This window comes from Streptomyces sp. NPDC048331 (genome assembly GCF_043201215.1).
Classification (GTDB): Bacteria; Actinomycetota; Actinomycetes; order Streptomycetales; family Streptomycetaceae; genus Streptomyces.
Genome location: NZ_JBICYT010000017.1, coordinates 14,610 through 29,792, shown reverse-complemented (window position 1 = coordinate 29,792; position 15,183 = coordinate 14,610). Strand labels below are relative to the sequence as shown.

The following is a 15,183-nucleotide window of genomic DNA, read 5'->3' as shown; positions in this document are numbered from 1 at the left end:
ATTCTTTAGAGCCTGCCCAGCTCCCCGGACCGGTCCCGCACCCCCCTCGGATGCGGGACCGCTCGGGTGCCGGGCCTGCGCCGGTCAGCTGCGGAGGGGACCCTCACAGCTGTAACTGGACGTGCCCGCGACCTTGTTCGTCCAGATCTCCACCGGACCGAAGGAACAGTTCATGTCGGCGAGGTTGTTGGAGGCCGCGCCCGCGCGGTCGAGGATGAAGTAGTCGACCGTCTCCGACATGTCCTTGAACACCTGGTCGTCGTTGCGCCAGTTCTTCAGGTTCGCGGTGATCCGACCCGTGCAGGTGAAGCGGCGCTTGCCGGGGTCACCGTTCTCCACGCAGTCCGGCGTGTTGTAGGTGGCCGCGGCGAACGAGGACTTCACCGAGGCGAGCGCCGCGTCGCGCAGCCGGTCGTTCGCGGTGAAGGAGGTGTTCGGCACGTAGAGCTGGTCGACCTTGGCGATCTGCGCGTCCAGGAAGCGGTCGTAGTCGCGCTGGAGGTAGGTGTCCGCGCCCATCCGGTGGCGCCAGGCGTCGTAGGCCGCCACGTCGTCGGCCCGCAGGTGCGTGTACATCTCGCGCAGGAGCGTGGGCTTCTCGGCCCACAGGAACTCGAAGAAGGTGCCCGCGTAGCTGTAGAAGCGGAACCCGTCGCCGTCGTAGGTGGCGTTCAACAACTGCTCGACGCTCATCCGCGGGCCGCCGCCGGCCGTGTCGCTGATGATGCTCTTGACCAGCGACTTGCGGACGGCGATGCCGTTGTCGCGGGTGGCGCCGTCGAAGAACTCGGCCGTGCCCTCGTCCATGGCGGTCGTGCGGTCGCTCTCGTACCAGGGACCCTGACCGAAGAAGCCGGGGACGGCGAACCGGCCGTTGAGATAGTGCGTGTACTCGTGGCGGAAGAGCTCCTCCAGGGTGAGGGAGGAGTCCTGGGGGACGCGGCGCTGATAGGTGTAGAAGGTGGCGCCGTTCTCGATGTAGATGCCGCCGTTGTTGGTGTCGTAACCGGTCAGGATCGGGTGGTAGTTCACGTAGTCGGCGCGGGAGGCGTAGAGCACGATGTTCAGCGTGGTGTTGGGGTCGCCCGCGAGCGGCTGGTCGGTGCCGAGCACCCGGTGGTACTGGGCCTTCACCTGCTTGCTCGCGTAGTACAGCTGGTCGACCGTGGCCCGGTCCAAGGCGGTGCGGACCTTGATGGCGCCGTTGTCGTAGGAGTAGGTGTAGGGGAAGAGCTGCTTCTCGATGTCCTCCTTGCACACCCCGTACGGCTTGCAGGCCTCGTAGACGTTGAGCCAGGAGACGATCTTGGCCCACGGTTCGCTGCCGTCACCGAAGGCGGCCCGGACCGGGCCGAGCATCGCGCCGAGGTCGGCGACGACCCGGTCCCGCAGGCCCTCGACCTGGCCGAAGCGGGCGTACTCGCTCAGCGCGTCGCGCACCACCCAGGCGTTGCCGGTGCCCTTGAGGTGGGTGTATCCGGAGAAGGCCTTGAAGGCGTCGCGATAGGAGGGGTCCGCGGCCACGGCGGAGTGGAAGGCCGCGTCCTGGTTGCCCGGGTAGACGCCCAGGTAGGAGACGGACAGCGCGGCCAGCGCGGCGCCGCCCCAGCCGGCGTCGAGGTGGGTGGCCGGGTGGGCCGGGTCCATGGTCGCCAGGACCTTCTTGATGAGGCCGAGCTGGTGCTGGCGCAGGCCGGGCGCACTGCCGGCGTAGAGGGCCTCGCGCAGGGTGCGGGCGTTGGAGGGCGTCGCGTCGAAGGTGCGGGCGGCGGCGCCGAAGTCGGCGATGGCCCGGCGCATGGCATCGACGGTGGGGGCGTCGGTGACGTCGATCTCGGGGCGCGAGTAGTCGTGGTAGGCGACCGCGTGCAGGTACGTGAACATCTCCTCCAGGTGCGAGGAGTTACGGCCGTCGTGGGCGGCGGCCAGGCCGGATATCCGGCGGGAGACGGCCTGCACGTGCGCGTCCGACATGACCGGGGTCAGGCGGGCGTCCCAGGTCCAGATGAGACCGCGCAGACAGCCGTCGGCGAGCACCGCCTGGTCCGCGAGGAAGTCGGCGAACTGCTCGGGGGTGAGTCCGGTGATCCCGTCGAGGGTGCAGGGAACGCCCGCGGCGACGCTCTTCGCGGTGGGGGCCGCCTTGGCCGTCCTGCCGCGCTTCTGCAGGTCGTCGGCGGGCGCGGCGGCGGTCGCGGCGCCCGGGACCTGCCCGGTGATGTTCTGCCCGCCCGGGGCCGGGGCCGGCACCGGGGTGTTGTCCTTCGGGTCGGCCAGGCGGTCGACCTCGTCGAACGGGTTCCCCGTGGGGCCGGGGGCGGCCGGGGCCTGCGCGCCGGCGAAGGACGCCGGGGCCGCGAACTCGGCGGCCTGCGTGGTGGCCTGCCCCGCGGTGGCGAGGAGGGTCACGGCCACGGCGGAGGCGAGGAGGGAAGAGCGCACAGCTCTGTGCTTGAGCACCGATAACTCCTGATTGGAGAGGGTGAGGTGGGGGGTGGTGCGTGAACTGCCCTGCGTCACACGGCGTTTGACGGGGATTAACGTGCCGCGGTGTGAGCTGTAACATAGTAATGTGAAATTGCACTGACAACCCCTGTGCGCCCACCAGTTCGTTTCTTTCCAGAGGGAGTCCTCGTGACCGACGCCTCCGACCGCCTCAACACGGGCAGTCATGACCGCCCGGTCTCGCCGGAGTTGTCCCGGTTCATGGCGGGGAACTGGGCCGCGAGCCCGCTGCCCGACTCCGCCCGCGTCCCCGGCCACGACGTCACCCCGGCCCGCCGGGCGCGCCTCTCGGCCCGCTTCCCCGGCGAGCGGCTGATCGTCCCGGCCGGGGAGCTGAAGGTCCGCTCCAACGACTGCGACCACCGCTTCCGGCCGCACAGCGCGTACGCCTGGCTGACCGGCCTCACCGGCGAGGACCAGGCGGGCCACGTCCTGGTCATGGAACCGTCGGGTCCGCACGGCCACGAGGCCGTGCTGTACCTGCGGCCACGCTCACCGCGGCAGGGCGGGGACGGGGAGTTCTACCGGGACCGCCGATACGGGGAGTTCTGGGTGGGCCGCCGGCCCGACCTCGCGGAGGCCGAACGCCTCACCGGCATCCGCTGCGCGCACCTGGACCGGCTCGGTTCACCGGCGGGGCGCGACGCGGCCTCCGACGCCGAACTCGCCGCCGCCCTCTCGGAGCTGCGCCTGGTGAAGGACGCGTGGGAGGTGGCCCAGCTCCAACTGGCCGTCGACCACACGACGGCGGGTTTCGAGGACGTCGTACGGGCCCTGCCGCGCGCGCTGGCGCATCCGCGCGGGGAGCGCTGGATCGAGGGGGTCTTCGGCCTGCGCGCCCGGGCCGAGGGCAACGGCACCGGCTACGAGACGATCGCGGCGTCCGGCGCCCACGCCTGCACCCTGCATTGGATCCGCAACGACGGCCGGCTGAACGGCGACGAGTTGCTGCTGCTGGACGCGGGTGTGGAGACGGACACCCTCTACACGGCGGACATCACCCGCACCCTCCCGCTGACGGGCCGCTTCTCCCCCGTGCAGCGCCAGGTGTACGAACTGGTCCTGGCCGCGCAGGACGCGGGCATCGCGGCGCTGCGCCCGGGGGCGAGCTTCGGTGACTTCCACCGGGCCGGGATGCGGGTGATCGCGGAGGGCCTGGCGGAGTGGGGCGTCCTGAAGAACGCGGAGGGCGACCTGCACCGCCGGTACACGCTGTGCAGCAGCGGCCACATGCTGGGGCTGGACGTGCACGACTGCGCGAAGGCGCGGGCGGAGACCTACCTGGACGGCGTCCTGGAGGTGGGGCAGGTCCTGACGGTGGAGCCGGGCCTCTACCTCCAGCCCGACGACGAGACCCTCCCGGCGGAACTGCGGGGCATCGGCGTCCGCATCGAGGACGACCTGGTCATCACGCCGACCGGCGCCCGCCTGATGTCCGGCGGACTGCCGCGCACGGTGGCCGGTATCGAGGAATGGATGGGCACCCTCCTGGAGCCCTGACCACCGGTCCGCTCCCGCGGCAGGTAGCGGCCCCGGCCGACCTAGCCGATCCGTATCGGTCCGCCCGGACCGCTCCCGCGGCAGGTAGCGGCCCCGGCCGACCTAGCCGATCCGTATCGGTCTGCGGGGCGGGATCCGATCACGGCGCGGGCGGGTGCGCGGGGCCGGGCAGGGGTGTCTCCTCGGCTCGGCGCGTGCTGCATGTCTCGGCCGTACCCGGTGGTGGCGCCTCGTCCTGCGGGGACACCCCTGCCCGTCCCCGCTCCCCACGCGTCGGGGCGGCTTCGGGGCCACTGTCGAAGTCCTGCCGTGGGGCGGGGACACGGTGGAGTGTCCCCGCAGGACGAGCGCGCACCACCGGGTACGGCCGAGACATGCCGTACCGCGCGAGCCGAGGAGACACTCCACCGGGGCACCGACCCACACCACCAGCCCCGCCGGCGCTTGAGGCGCGGGGGCCCGGGGCAGCGCCCCGGCGGGGGCCCGGGGGCGGAGCCCCCGGCGGCTACGCCAGGACCGCCACCCCGTCCAGCTCGACCAGGGCCGCGTCGTCCCACAGGCGGACCACGCCGATGACGGCCATCGCCGGGTAGTCGCGGCCCGCCGACCGCTTCCAGATGCGGCCCAGTTCGGCCGCGTGCGTCCGGTACGCCGCCACGTCCACCGCGTACACCGTCACCCGGGCCAGGTCCGCCGGGGTACCGCCCGCTGCGGCGAGGGCCGTCAGGAGGTTGGTGAGGGCGATCTCGAACTGCTCCGGCAGGCTCTCGCCCACCACCTTGCCCGCGCCGTCCAAGGCGGTCTGGCCCGCCAGGAACACCAACCGGGTGCCGATCGCCGCGACCGCGTGCGAGAAGCCCGTCGCCGGCGACAGCTCCGGCGGATTGATCCGGTCCAGGCTCATCGCGCCGCCACCCCCGACACACCCGCCGCGCCCGCGACCCCCGCGACCCCCGCGTACAGCTCCTTCGCGATGATCGTGCGCTGCACCTCGCTCGCCCCTTCGTAGATCCGCGGTGCCCGTACCTCCCGGTAGAGGTGTTCGAGCAGGTGGCCGCGTCGGAGGGCGACCGCGCCGTGCAGTTGGACGGCGTGGTCCACCACGTACTGGGCCGTCTCCGTGGCCAGCAGCTTCGCCATCGCCGCCCGGCGCGGGACGTCCCCCGCGCCGCGGTCGTAGGCCCCGGCCGCCGCGTACACCAACAGCCGGGCGGCCTCCGTGCGGGTGGCCATCTCCGCCACCCGGTGCGCCACCGCCTGGAGGTCGCTCAGCGTTCCGCCGAAGGCGGTCCGGTCCGCCGTGTACGCGAGCGTCGCGTCCAGCGCGGCCCGGGCCATGCCCACCGCGAAGGCGCCGACGCTCGGCCGGAAGAGGTTCAGGGTGTCCATCGCGACGCGGAATCCCCGCCCGGGCTCACCCAGCAGGTCCCGCGGGCCGACCGGCACTCCGTCGAAGGCCAGGGAACCGATGGGGTGCGGGGAGAGCATGTCCAAAGCCGCGCCGGAGAGTCCGGGACGGTCTGCCGGGACCAAGAAGGCCGAGACGCCCTTCGCCCCCGGCCCCTCCCCCGTTCGGGCGAACACGGTGTAGAAGTCCGCCTCGGGGGCGTTGGAGATCCAGCACTTCTCACCGCTGAGCCGCCAGCCACGGCCACCACCGCCACCGCCACCGCCACCGGCGGGATCGGCGGTCGCCGCCAAGGCCAGTGCCGCCGCGTCCGAGCCCGCCCCCGGCTCGCTCAGCGCGAAGGCCGCCACCGTCCGCCCGGCGCGTACGCCCGGCAGCCAGCGCTCCCGCTGCTCCTCGCTCCCCTCGCGCAGGACCGGGTACGCCCCGAGCCCCTGCAGGGCGAGCGCCGTCTCGGCCTCCGTGCAACCGTAGGCGAGGGACTCCCGCAGCAGGCACAGTTCCAGCGCGCCCGAGGCGAACACCCGCTCCAGCAGGCCCAGCTCGCCCAGCGCCGCCAGCAGCGGCCGGTTGACCCGGCCCGGTTCCCCCTTCTCGGCCAGTGGCCGCAGCCGCTCCGCCGCGAGTGCGCGCAACTGCCCGCACCACTCCTCCTGGTCCACCCCGAGCGCGAATCCGGTCATCCGAACATCCCCGCATCTATCGCGTCCTGTTGACTGCCGTCACCATCACGATACGCTCCTGGGAGGACCTTCCGGCGTGGCCGGCGGGAACTACCGCACGGCCGGCTCCACCCCACCCCGGACCGCCGCAAGGGGGGCGACCCGCCTTGGACCTCAAGCCTTCGGCTCACATCGACACCTTCGCCCGTGACCATCTGCCACCTGCGGACACCTGGCCGGAGCTTGTCTTCGATCTGCCCGAACTGGCCTATCCGGACCGTCTGAACTGCGGGGCCGAGCTGCTCGACGCCACCATCGCCCGGTTCGGTCCGGCGGGCGCCGATCGCCCGGCCTTCCGTAGCTCCACGGGTGAGGTGTGGACGTACGGAGGTCTGCGCGAGCGGGTGGACCGACTGGCCCACACCCTCACCGCCGACCTCGGCGTGGTCCCCGGCAACCGGGTGCTCCTGCGCGGGCCCACCGGCCCCTGGCTCGCGGCCTGCTGGCTCGCGGTGATGAAGGCGGGCGCGGTGGCCGTCACCGTACTGCCCCAGCAGCGCGCGCAGGAGCTGGCCACGGTGTGCGCGATGGCGCGGGTGGGGCACGCCCTGTGCCATGCGGACGTACTGGACGACCTGGTCAAGGCAGAGGTGCCGGGGCTGCGGATCACCGTGTACGGGGGCGCCGCCCCGGACGATCTGCTCCGGCTGGCCGAGAAACACCCCGAGCCGTTCCCGGCCTCCCCGACCTCCGCGGACGACGTCGCCCTGATCGCCTTCACCTCCGGGACCACCGGGCGGCCCAAGGGCTGCATGCACTTCCACCGTGACCTGCTCGCGGTGGCCGACACCTTCTCCCGCAGCGTGCTGCGGCCCCGCCCCGACGACGTCTTCGCGGGCAGCCCACCGCTCGGTTTCACCTTCGGCCTCGGCGGGCTGGTCGTCTTCCCGCTGCGCGCCGGGGCCTCGGCGCTGCTGCTGGAGGAGGCGGTGCCGCGGCGGCTGCTGCCCGCGCTCGCGGAACACCGGGTGACGGTGCTGTTCACCGCGCCCACCGCGTACCGGACGATGCTGGACGCGCTGGGCCCGTACGACGTGGGCATGTACGACCTGTCGGCGCTGCGCCGCTGCGTCTCGGCCGGGGAGAACCTGCCCGCCGCCACCTGGCAGGCCTGGTACGAGCGCACCGGCCTGCGCATCATCAACGGCATCGGGGCGACCGAGCTGCTGCACATCTTCATCTCCGCCGCCGACGAGGACATCCGCCCCGGTACGACGGGTCGGGTGGTCCCGGGCTGGGAGGCCCGGGTGGTGGACCGGGCCGGCCGCCCGGTCCCGGACGACGAGCCGGGACTGCTGGCCGTGCGCGGCCCGGTGGGCTGCCGCTACCTGGCCGATCCCCGGCAGGGCGAGTACGTACGGGACGGGTGGAACCTGACCGGCGACACCTACGTCCGTGATCCGGACGGCTACTTCCGCTACGTCGCCCGGGCCGACGACATGATCGTCTCCGCGGGCTACAACATCGCCGGCCCCGAGGTGGAGGAGGCCCTGTTGCGCCACCCGGACGTGGTGGAGGCGGCGGTCGTGGGCCTCCCGGACGAGCGCCGCGGCCAGATCGTGGTGGCGTACACCGTGGCACGCGACGGCGCGGTGCTGACGGAGGAGATCCTGCGTACCTTCATGCGGGCGGAACTGGCCCCGCACAAGTGCCCGCGCTCCTTCGTCTTCCTCCCGGCCCTCCCTCGTACCGCGACGGGCAAACTGCAGCGGTTCCGGCTGCGTGATCCCGACGCCCGACCCGACCCGCCCCACACCGCCTAGAGTGAAACCGTGGTCGAGCAGCACACTCCGCGATCTTTGATCGTCACGTTCTACGGAGCCTACGGGCGGGCCTTCGAGGGCCCGGTCCCGGTGGCCGCGCTGATCCGCCTGCTGGGCGCGGCCGGCGTGGACGCCCCGTCCGTCCGCTCGTCGGTGTCCCGGCTGAAGCGGCGCGGCTTCCTGCTGCCCGAGCGCACGGCGGACGGCTCGGCGGCGTACGGGCTCTCCGAGGAAGCCCGGCAGCTGCTGGACGACGGCGACCGCCGGATCTACGGCAGCCCGCGGCTGTCGGACGAGTGGCTGGTGGCGGTGTTCTCGGTCCCGGAGCAGGAGCGGAGCAAGCGGCACCTGCTGCGCTCGCGGCTGGCCCGGCTCGGTTTCGGCGCGGTGGCGCCGGGTGTGTGGATCGCCCCGGCCCGGCTCGCCGAGGAGACCGCGCACACCCTGGAGCGGCTGCACCTGACCCCGTACGTGGAACTGTTCCGCGGTGCCCACCTCGGTTTCGCCCCGACCGCCGAGGCGGTGGCCCGCTGGTGGGACCTGGCGGCCCTGGCCAAGCAGCACGAGGAGTTCCTGGACCTTCACGAACCCGTCCTGCGCGCCCTCCGGTCGGGCCCGGAGCCGACCCCGCAGGAGGCCTACCGGGGCTACCTCCTCGCGCTGGACACCTGGCGCCGGCTGCCGTACGCCGACCCGGGCCTGCCGCGCGAACTGCTCCCGGCGGACTGGCCGGGCGACCGGGCGGCGGCCGTCTTCGCCGAGTTGCACGAACGGCTGCGCGCCGCCGGGGAGCGCTTCGCGCAACCGTGACCGGCCGGTGGACGTCCTCACCGGTCATGACCTCATCCGTTCCGCGGCCCTCGCCGAAGAGGCCTCTCCTCACGCTGGGCCCGGCCGCGCTCGCCGGAATCGCCGCAGCTTGCGTCGCCGTATCGCTGTCCTCCCATGCCCGGAGGTACTGCGACTGAGCGCCGTCCTGCTGGTGCTCACCGTCCTGACGCTGGTGTTCTTCTCGGTGTTCGGCACCCTCGACGGCTATCCCGGGGACCCCTCCAGGTGCGGGCCGGACAACGTGCCGCCGTGGTGGCCGGACGGTCTGCCCCGGTAGGGAGCGCCTCGCGGACCGGGGGCCGGGCGGAAATCCGGGTGCGGGCGGGCGCGCGCCGCATCACGATGGGACATGACCTGGACCTTCACCACGGATCTGGCGGCCTTCGTGCGCGCGGCGGGCCCGGCCCTGGCCGCGCGGCCCGTCCCCAACACCGTCCTGCTGAGCGTGACCGACGCCCTGGTGCGGCGGGGCACCGGTACCTACGGCGGCGGCACCCCCTTCTTCGGCTGGTGGACCGGCGCCGACGGCGCCGTCGCCGGTGGTCTGCTGTGCACCCCGCCGTTCCCGCTGCACCTCGGCGTGGTGCCCGCGGAGGCGGTCCGGGCACTGGGGGCGGCGCTCGCCACCGAGCCGCTGCTCGCCGGGGTCCGCACGCTCAACGCCCGCCGCCCGGACGCCCAGGCGCTGGCCGCGGCCTGGGGGCGGCCCACCCGGACCTCCGAGGAGCAGCGCCTGTACCGGCTGGCCGCACTGGCCGCCCCGGACCCCGCCCCGGCCGGGCGGGCCCGGCCCGCCACCGAGGCCGACCTCCCGCTGCTGCTGGACTGGGTCACGGCCTTCAAGGCCGAGGCGGGGGTGCCCGGCAGCGCCTCCGAGGCCGTGCTGCGCGACCGGATCTCCTACGGCGGGGCCCTGCTGTGGGAGCGGGCCGGGGCTCCCGTCTCGCTGGCCGGTTTCACCCGAGCCATGGGCTCCACCTCCCGCATCGGCCCGGTCTACACCCCGCCGGAGCACCGCGGCCGCGGCTACGCCGCCGGGGTCACACACGGGGCGAGCGAAGCGGCGTACGCGACGGGCGCCGCCGAGGTCCTGCTCTTCACGGACCTGGCCAACCCCACGAGCAACGGCGTCTACCTGCGGCTGGGCTACACCCCGGTCGAGGATCGCACCGAGATCGTCGCGACGTGACGGCGCGGCGCCGTTTCGCGTGGGGCCGGTCAGCCGCAGTCCCACCCGTGGGCGAAGGGGCGATCCGGGCGGGCGCGGCACTGGAAGACGTACACCGCGCCCACACCGCCCGGTTCGAGGGCCGTGGGGTCCACCGGGACCGCACGGCCGCCGTCCTCGTCCCGGTCCTCCGACGGCAGCCGGATGCGCCACGAGGCGCCGTCGCACTCCCGACTTGCCACCGTGAGCAGGTGGTCCGTGCGGTGCCGCATCCCTCGCAGTCCACCCGTCCCTCCCCGGTGAACCAGGAGGGGTATCCGCCGGGTTCGGTGCCCGGCGCCTCGGCGAAGTCGGCACCACACCCGGCGACCGGCCACGCCTCGTCCGCCGGCCACAGCAGCGGCCCGCCCACGGAGCTCTCGGTGTGCGCCGCTCCCTGATCCGGCCTGATCCGAAGGGCAGGCCCTAGCCGCGTCCCGTCGGCGGGGTGCGGCTGCCCGCGCGGTACGGGGCCGGCCAGGGGGCGCCCGGGCCTTCGTAGGACTGCTCGGCCGCCGCGTGCAGGGTCCAGTGGGGGTCGTAGAGGTGGGGGCGGCCCAGCGCGCACAGGTCGGCACGGCCGGCCAGCAGCAGCGAGTTCACGTCGTCCCACGAGGAGATGGCGCCGACCGCGATGACGGGCACGCCGAGCGCGCCGCGGATCCGGTCGGCGTACGGGGTCTGGTACGAGCGCCCGTACTCGGGGGCCTCGTCGGCGACCACCTGGCCCGTCGAGACGTCGATGGCGTCCGCGCCCCGGGCGGCGAAGGCGGCCGCGATCCGCACCGAGTCCTCGGGCGAGGTGCCCCCGGGTGCCCAGTCGGTGGCCGAGAGGCGGACCGTCATCGGGCGGTCCTCGGGCCACACCGCGCGGACCGCGTCGAAGACCTCCAGCGGGAACCGGAGCCGGTTCTCCAAGGAGCCGCCGTACGCGTCGTCACGGTGGTTGGTCAGCGGGGACAGGAATCCGGAGAGCAGGTAGCCGTGGGCGCAGTGCAGTTCGAGCAGGTCGAACCCCGCGTCGGCGGCGCGGACGGCGGCGGCCGCGAACTCGGAGCGCAGCGCGGCCAGGTCGTCGGGGCCGAGGGCGCGCGGGAGCGCCGAGACGCCGGGTCGGTAGGGCAGCGCGGAGGCGGCCACCAGCGGCCAGTTGTCCTCGGGCAGGGGGTCGTCCATGCCCTCCCACATCACCCGGGTCGAGCCCTTGCGGCCCGCGTGGCCGAGTTGGACGCCGAGGGCGGTGCCGGGCGCCGAGGTGTGGACGAAGTCGGTGATCCGCTTCCAGGCGGCGGCCTGTTCCTGGGTGTAGAGGCCGGTGCAGCCGGGGGTGATGCGGCCCTCGGCGGACACGCAGACCATCTCCGTCATCACCAGGCCGGGGCCGCCGAGGGCCCGCGCGCCCAGGTGGACGAGGTGGAAGTCGCCCGGCACGCCCTCCTCGGCCGAGTACATGTCCATCGGTGAGACGACGACCCGGTTGCGCAGGGTCAGGCCGCGCAGGGTGAAGGGGGTGAACATCGCGGGGGTGCCGTCCGGGCAGCCGAAGTCCTTCTCCACCGCCCGCGTGAAGCGGGCGTCGCGCAGCCGTAGGTTGTCGTGCGTGACGCGGCGACTGCGGGTGAGGAGGTTGAAGGCGAACTGCCGGGCGGGCTGGTCGACGTATCCGGCGATCTCCTCGAACCACTGCCGGCTCGCCGCCGCCGCCCGCTGGGTGCTGGCGACCGCCGAGCGGCGTGTCGCCTCGTACGCGGCGAGGGCGGCCGGGACGTCGCCGGGCGCGGCGCCCACCGCCTCGGCGAGCGCGAGCGCGTCCTCCACGGCCAGTTTGGTGCCGGACCCGATGGAGAAGTGGGCGGTGTGCGCGGCGTCGCCGAGCAGGACGATGTTGTCGTGCGACCAGCGCTCGTTGACGACGGTACGGAACCGCGTCCAGGCGGAGCGGTTGCCGTGCAGCGGGCGCCCGCGCAGGGCCTCGCTGAAGATCTTGGCGCAGCGCGTCGCGGACTCCTCCTCGTCGCACAGGTCGAAGCCGGCCGCCCGCCAGACCTCGTCGCGCATCTCCACGATCACGGTGGAGGCGTCGGCGGAGTAGGGGTAGGCGTGCAGTTGCATGACGCCGTGCTCGGTCTCCGCGATCTCGAAGCGGAAGGCGTCGAAGGCGAAGTCGGCGGCGAGCCAGATGTAGCGGCAGCGTCCGCCGGTCAGCGTCGGCCCGTAGTGCGCGGCGCCGGCCTCCCGGATCGCGCTGTGCACCCCGTCCGCCGCGACCACCAGGTCGTACGAGGCGGCGAGTTCGGCCACGGGCGGGGCCTCGGAGCGGAAGCGCAGGCGGACGCCGAGTCCGGCGCAGCGCTCGTGGAGGATCTCCAGCAGCCGGCGTCGCCCGACGGCCGCGAAGCCGTGCCCGCCGGAGGTCAGCAGCCGTCCGCGGTGCACGATGTCCACGTCGTCCCAGCGCACGAACTCGGCGCTCAGGGCGGCATGGACGACGGAGTCGGCCCGCTCGATGCCGCCGAGGGTCTCGTCCGAGAGCACCACTCCGAAGCCGAAGGTGTCGTCCGGGGCGTTGCGTTCCCAGACCTCCACCGTGTGGCCCTGGCGGGCCAGCAGCGCGGCGGCGTAGAGCCCTCCCGGTCCCCCGCCGACGACGGCGACCCGCATGGCACCAGGAGTCATGTGGCTACCTGCCCTTCCACTCCGGCGGCCGCTTCCCGGTGAAGGCGGCGTGGAACTCGGCGTAGTCCTGGCCGTGCATCAGCAGGGCCTGGGTGTTGGCGTCCAGTTCCACGGACGCCGCCAGGGGCATGTCGAGCTCGGCGGTGAGCAGCGCCTTGGTCTGCGCGTGGGCGAGGGCGGGGCCCGCGGCCAGGCGCGTGGCGAGTTCGGCGGCCCGTACGTGGGCCTTGCCCTCCTCGGTGAGCTCGCTGAGCAGGCCGATCCGCTCGGCCTCGGCCGCGTGTACGGGCTCTCCGAGCATCAGCAGGCGGGTGGCGTGGCCGAGGCCGACGACCCGGGGCAGCAGGTAGGCCGCGCCCATGTCGCCGCCGGAGAGGCCGACGCGGGTGAAGAGGAAGGCGAAGCGGGCGGTGGGGTCGGCGATCCGGAAGTCGGCGGCGAGGGCGAGGACGGCGCCGGCTCCGGCGGCGACCCCGTGCACGGCGGCGATGACCGGGAAGGGGCATTCGCGGATGGCGCGGACCACCTGGCCGGTCATCCGGTTGAAGTCGAGGAGTTGGGCGGTGTCCATGGCGAGGGTGGCGCCGATGATCTCGTCCACGTCCCCGCCGGAGCAGAAGCCGCGCCCCTCGCCGCCGAGCACGAGGGCGCGTACGGAGCGCTCACGGGACAGTTCGCCGAGCAGATCGCGCAGGTCGGCGTAGGCGCCGAAGGTGAGCGCGTTGAGCTTTTCGGGGCGGTCGAAGGTGACGGTGGCGACGCCGTCCTGCCGGGTGACCCGGAGGTGGTGCCACCGTTCGGTCGCTGGTGTGGAACCGATGAAGGGGCTCACCTCACCGACGGTATCACCTGATCGTGACTGCCGTCACAGAAGCGCGACACATTCGCCTCCGCGGGACGGATCGGAGATCCGGGGGGCGCCTGCGGAATGAGAATTCGACTTCGTATCGTTGAAAATGGGATGTCTACTGTCCCGACCCCGACCCCGACCTCGCCCCCGACCCCGATCCGAGCCCGAAGCCGACCCCCCGACCCCGGAACGGATGGCCTTTCCTTGCCCGACGCCTCCGCCTGGCGGATCGCCCTGCCCCACACGGCGGCCGCCGTACCCCTCGCCCGCGCCCTCGTCCGCACCGCGCTGGCCGACACCGACGCGCCCGCCGACCGGGACACCGCGGAGCTCCTGACGGCGGAGCTGGTCGCCAACGCCGTGGCGCACACCAGCTCCGGCGCACCGATCGAGCTGGTCGTGGAGCTGCTGGCGAACGGCTGTCAGGTCGAGGTCCACGACGGCGACCCCTGCCCGCCCGGCGACCTGTCGGCCCGTCGGGACGACGGCCGACCCGACCCCTGGCAGGAGCACGGCCGCGGCCTGCTGCTGATCCGGAGCCTGAGCTCCGACTGCGGCCACCGCCCCACTCCCCAGGGCAAGGCCGTGTGGTTCACCCTGCCCGCGCAGCGGACCGGCCCCCGCGGCGCATGACTATGCGTCACCTCGGGCGGGTCGGCCGAGGGTGGCGACGAGCACGGCCTTGATGGTGTGCAGTCGGTTCTCGGCCTCGTCGAAGACGATGGAGTGCTCCGACTCGAACACCTCGTCCGTCACCTCCAGGGAGTCGAGCCCGTGCCGCTCGTGGATCTCCCGGGCCACCTTGGTGCCGAGGTCGTGGAAGGCCGGCAGGCAGTGCATGAACTTCACGTCCGGATTACCGGTGGCGCGCAGCACGTCCATGGTCACCGCGTACGGGGACAGGGCCGCGATCCGCTCGTCCCAGACCTCCTTGGGCTCCCCCATGGACACCCAGATGTCGGTCACGACGAAGTCCGCGCCGAGGACCCCCTCGGTGACCTCCTCGGTCAGGGTGAGCCGGGCACCGCTCTCCGCCGCGAGCTTGCGCGCCGCGGCCACCACCGACTCGGCGGGCCAGTAGGACCGGGGCGCGACGATCCGTACGTCCATGCCCAGCAGCGCGCCGGTCACGAGGTAGGAGTTGCCCATGTTGAAGCGGGCGTCGCCGAGGTAGGCGAAGGCGATCCGGTTCAGCGGCTCGGTGGTGTGCTCGGTCATGGTGAGCAGGTCGGCCAGCATCTGGGTCGGGTGCCAGTCGTCGGTGAGGCCGTTGAAGACGGGGACGCCCGAGTGGGCGGCGAGTTCCTCGACGGCCTGCTGGCTGTCGCCCCGGTACTCGATCCCGTCGAACATCCGGCCGAGCACTCGGGCGGTGTCCTTGACCGACTCCTTGTGTCCCATCTGGGAGCCGGCCGGGTCCAGGTAGGTGGTGTGCGCGCCCTGGTCCGCGGCGGCGACCTCGAAGGCGCAGCGGGTCCGCGTCGAGGTCTTCTCGAAGATCAGCGCGATGTTCCTGCCCTGGAGGTGGCGCTGCTCGACCCCGGCCTTCTTGGCCGCCTTCAGGTCGGCGGCGAGCTCGATCAGACCGCGGAACTCGGCGGCCGTGAAGTCCAGCTCCTTGAGAAAACTGCGGCCGGCGAGGTCGATGGCCATGGGGTCGCTCCAGCGTCACGGTGACAGGGGATGATGGAAGTCTATACGATCCTCTGTATTGATATACG

At 73.1% G+C, this 15,183-nt stretch carries 13 protein-coding genes; 6 read left to right on the top strand and 7 right to left on the bottom strand.

Going from position 1 to position 15,183, the window contains the following annotated elements; all coding sequences use genetic code 11:
* Window positions 1-84: 84 nt before the first annotated feature.
* Window positions 85-2,460 (bottom strand): collagenase, encoded by a 2,376-nt coding sequence (locus ACGFYY_RS23760; RefSeq protein ID WP_393712100.1) that lies wholly within the window; start codon window positions 2,458-2,460, stop codon window positions 85-87.
* Between the two features lie 174 nt (window positions 2,461-2,634).
* Here ACGFYY_RS23760 and ACGFYY_RS23755 point away from each other — a divergent pair, with 174 nt between their 5' ends.
* Window positions 2,635-4,005 (top strand): aminopeptidase P family protein, encoded by a 1,371-nt coding sequence (locus ACGFYY_RS23755; RefSeq protein WP_393712099.1) that lies wholly within the window; start codon window positions 2,635-2,637, stop codon window positions 4,003-4,005.
* 505 nt (window positions 4,006-4,510) lie between these two features.
* On the opposite strand, the gene ACGFYY_RS23750 is transcribed toward ACGFYY_RS23755, so the two are convergent.
* Together ACGFYY_RS23750 and ACGFYY_RS23745 are read right to left on the bottom strand one after the other, a co-directional pair.
* Window positions 4,511-4,909 (bottom strand): RidA family protein, encoded by a 399-nt coding sequence (locus ACGFYY_RS23750; protein WP_393712098.1) that lies wholly within the window; start codon window positions 4,907-4,909, stop codon window positions 4,511-4,513.
* Window positions 4,906-6,096, bottom strand: coding sequence for an acyl-CoA dehydrogenase family protein (locus tag ACGFYY_RS23745; protein ID WP_393712097.1), 1,191 nt, complete (start codon window positions 6,094-6,096; stop codon window positions 4,906-4,908). The genes ACGFYY_RS23750 and ACGFYY_RS23745 overlap by 4 nt, the downstream gene beginning before the upstream one ends.
* Window positions 6,097-6,242: 146 nt before the next feature.
* On the opposite strand from ACGFYY_RS23745, the gene ACGFYY_RS23740 reads away from it, so the two are divergent.
* From ACGFYY_RS23740 to ACGFYY_RS23725, 4 genes are all read left to right on the top strand, one after another.
* Window positions 6,243-7,898 (top strand): AMP-binding protein, encoded by a 1,656-nt coding sequence (locus ACGFYY_RS23740; RefSeq protein WP_393712096.1) that lies wholly within the window; start codon window positions 6,243-6,245, stop codon window positions 7,896-7,898.
* 9 nt (window positions 7,899-7,907) lie between these two features.
* Entirely contained in the window at window positions 7,908-8,708 is an 801-nt protein-coding gene (locus tag ACGFYY_RS23735) for a PaaX family transcriptional regulator C-terminal domain-containing protein (RefSeq protein WP_393712094.1), read from the top strand.
* Window positions 8,709-8,817: 109 nt separating this feature from the next.
* The gene (locus ACGFYY_RS23730; protein ID WP_393712092.1) at window positions 8,818-9,006 is read left to right on the top strand and encodes a hypothetical protein; all 189 of its coding nucleotides are present in this window, start codon (window positions 8,818-8,820) and stop codon (window positions 9,004-9,006) included.
* Window positions 9,007-9,078: 72 nt separating this feature from the next.
* The gene (locus ACGFYY_RS23725) at window positions 9,079-9,918 is read left to right on the top strand and encodes a GNAT family N-acetyltransferase (protein WP_393712091.1); all 840 of its coding nucleotides are present in this window, start codon (window positions 9,079-9,081) and stop codon (window positions 9,916-9,918) included.
* 29 nt (window positions 9,919-9,947) lie between these two features.
* On the opposite strand, the gene ACGFYY_RS23720 is transcribed toward ACGFYY_RS23725, so the two are convergent.
* From ACGFYY_RS23720 to ACGFYY_RS23710, 3 genes are all read right to left on the bottom strand, one after another.
* Window positions 9,948-10,169, bottom strand: a complete 222-nt coding sequence (locus ACGFYY_RS23720) for a hypothetical protein (protein WP_393712089.1) — start codon at window positions 10,167-10,169, stop codon at window positions 9,948-9,950.
* Between the two features lie 193 nt (window positions 10,170-10,362).
* A complete protein-coding gene (locus ACGFYY_RS23715) occupies window positions 10,363-12,612 on the bottom strand; it encodes a bifunctional salicylyl-CoA 5-hydroxylase/oxidoreductase (protein WP_393712087.1) in 2,250 nt (749 codons plus the stop codon).
* A gap of 4 nt (window positions 12,613-12,616) precedes the next feature.
* Window positions 12,617-13,444, bottom strand: coding sequence for an enoyl-CoA hydratase family protein (locus ACGFYY_RS23710; RefSeq protein ID WP_365274314.1), 828 nt, complete (start codon window positions 13,442-13,444; stop codon window positions 12,617-12,619).
* Between the two features lie 129 nt (window positions 13,445-13,573).
* Between ACGFYY_RS23710 and ACGFYY_RS23705 the strand changes: the two genes are divergently transcribed.
* Window positions 13,574-14,095, top strand: coding sequence for an ATP-binding protein (locus ACGFYY_RS23705; protein ID WP_393712084.1), 522 nt, complete (start codon window positions 13,574-13,576; stop codon window positions 14,093-14,095).
* On the opposite strand, the gene argF is transcribed toward ACGFYY_RS23705, so the two are convergent.
* Window positions 14,096-15,115, bottom strand: a complete 1,020-nt coding sequence (gene argF / locus ACGFYY_RS23700) for an ornithine carbamoyltransferase (RefSeq protein ID WP_393712083.1) — start codon at window positions 15,113-15,115, stop codon at window positions 14,096-14,098.
* Between the last annotated feature and the right edge of the window lie 68 nt (window positions 15,116-15,183).

Coding starts and splice junctions, on each gene's coding strand:
- ACGFYY_RS23745 (WP_393712097.1), bottom strand. CDS start 6,096: ATGACCGGATTCGCGCTCGGGGTGGACCAGGAGGAGTGGTGCGGGCAG.
- ACGFYY_RS23720 (WP_393712089.1), bottom strand. CDS start 10,169: ATGCGGCACCGCACGGACCACCTGCTCACGGTGGCAAGTCGGGAGTGC.
- ACGFYY_RS23725 (WP_393712091.1), top strand. CDS start 9,079: ATGACCTGGACCTTCACCACGGATCTGGCGGCCTTCGTGCGCGCGGCG.
- ACGFYY_RS23705 (WP_393712084.1), top strand. CDS start 13,574: ATGTCTACTGTCCCGACCCCGACCCCGACCTCGCCCCCGACCCCGATC.
- ACGFYY_RS23715 (WP_393712087.1), bottom strand. CDS start 12,612: ATGACTCCTGGTGCCATGCGGGTCGCCGTCGTCGGCGGGGGACCGGGA.
- ACGFYY_RS23750 (WP_393712098.1), bottom strand. CDS start 4,909: ATGAGCCTGGACCGGATCAATCCGCCGGAGCTGTCGCCGGCGACGGGC.
- argF (WP_393712083.1), bottom strand. CDS start 15,115: ATGGCCATCGACCTCGCCGGCCGCAGTTTTCTCAAGGAGCTGGACTTC.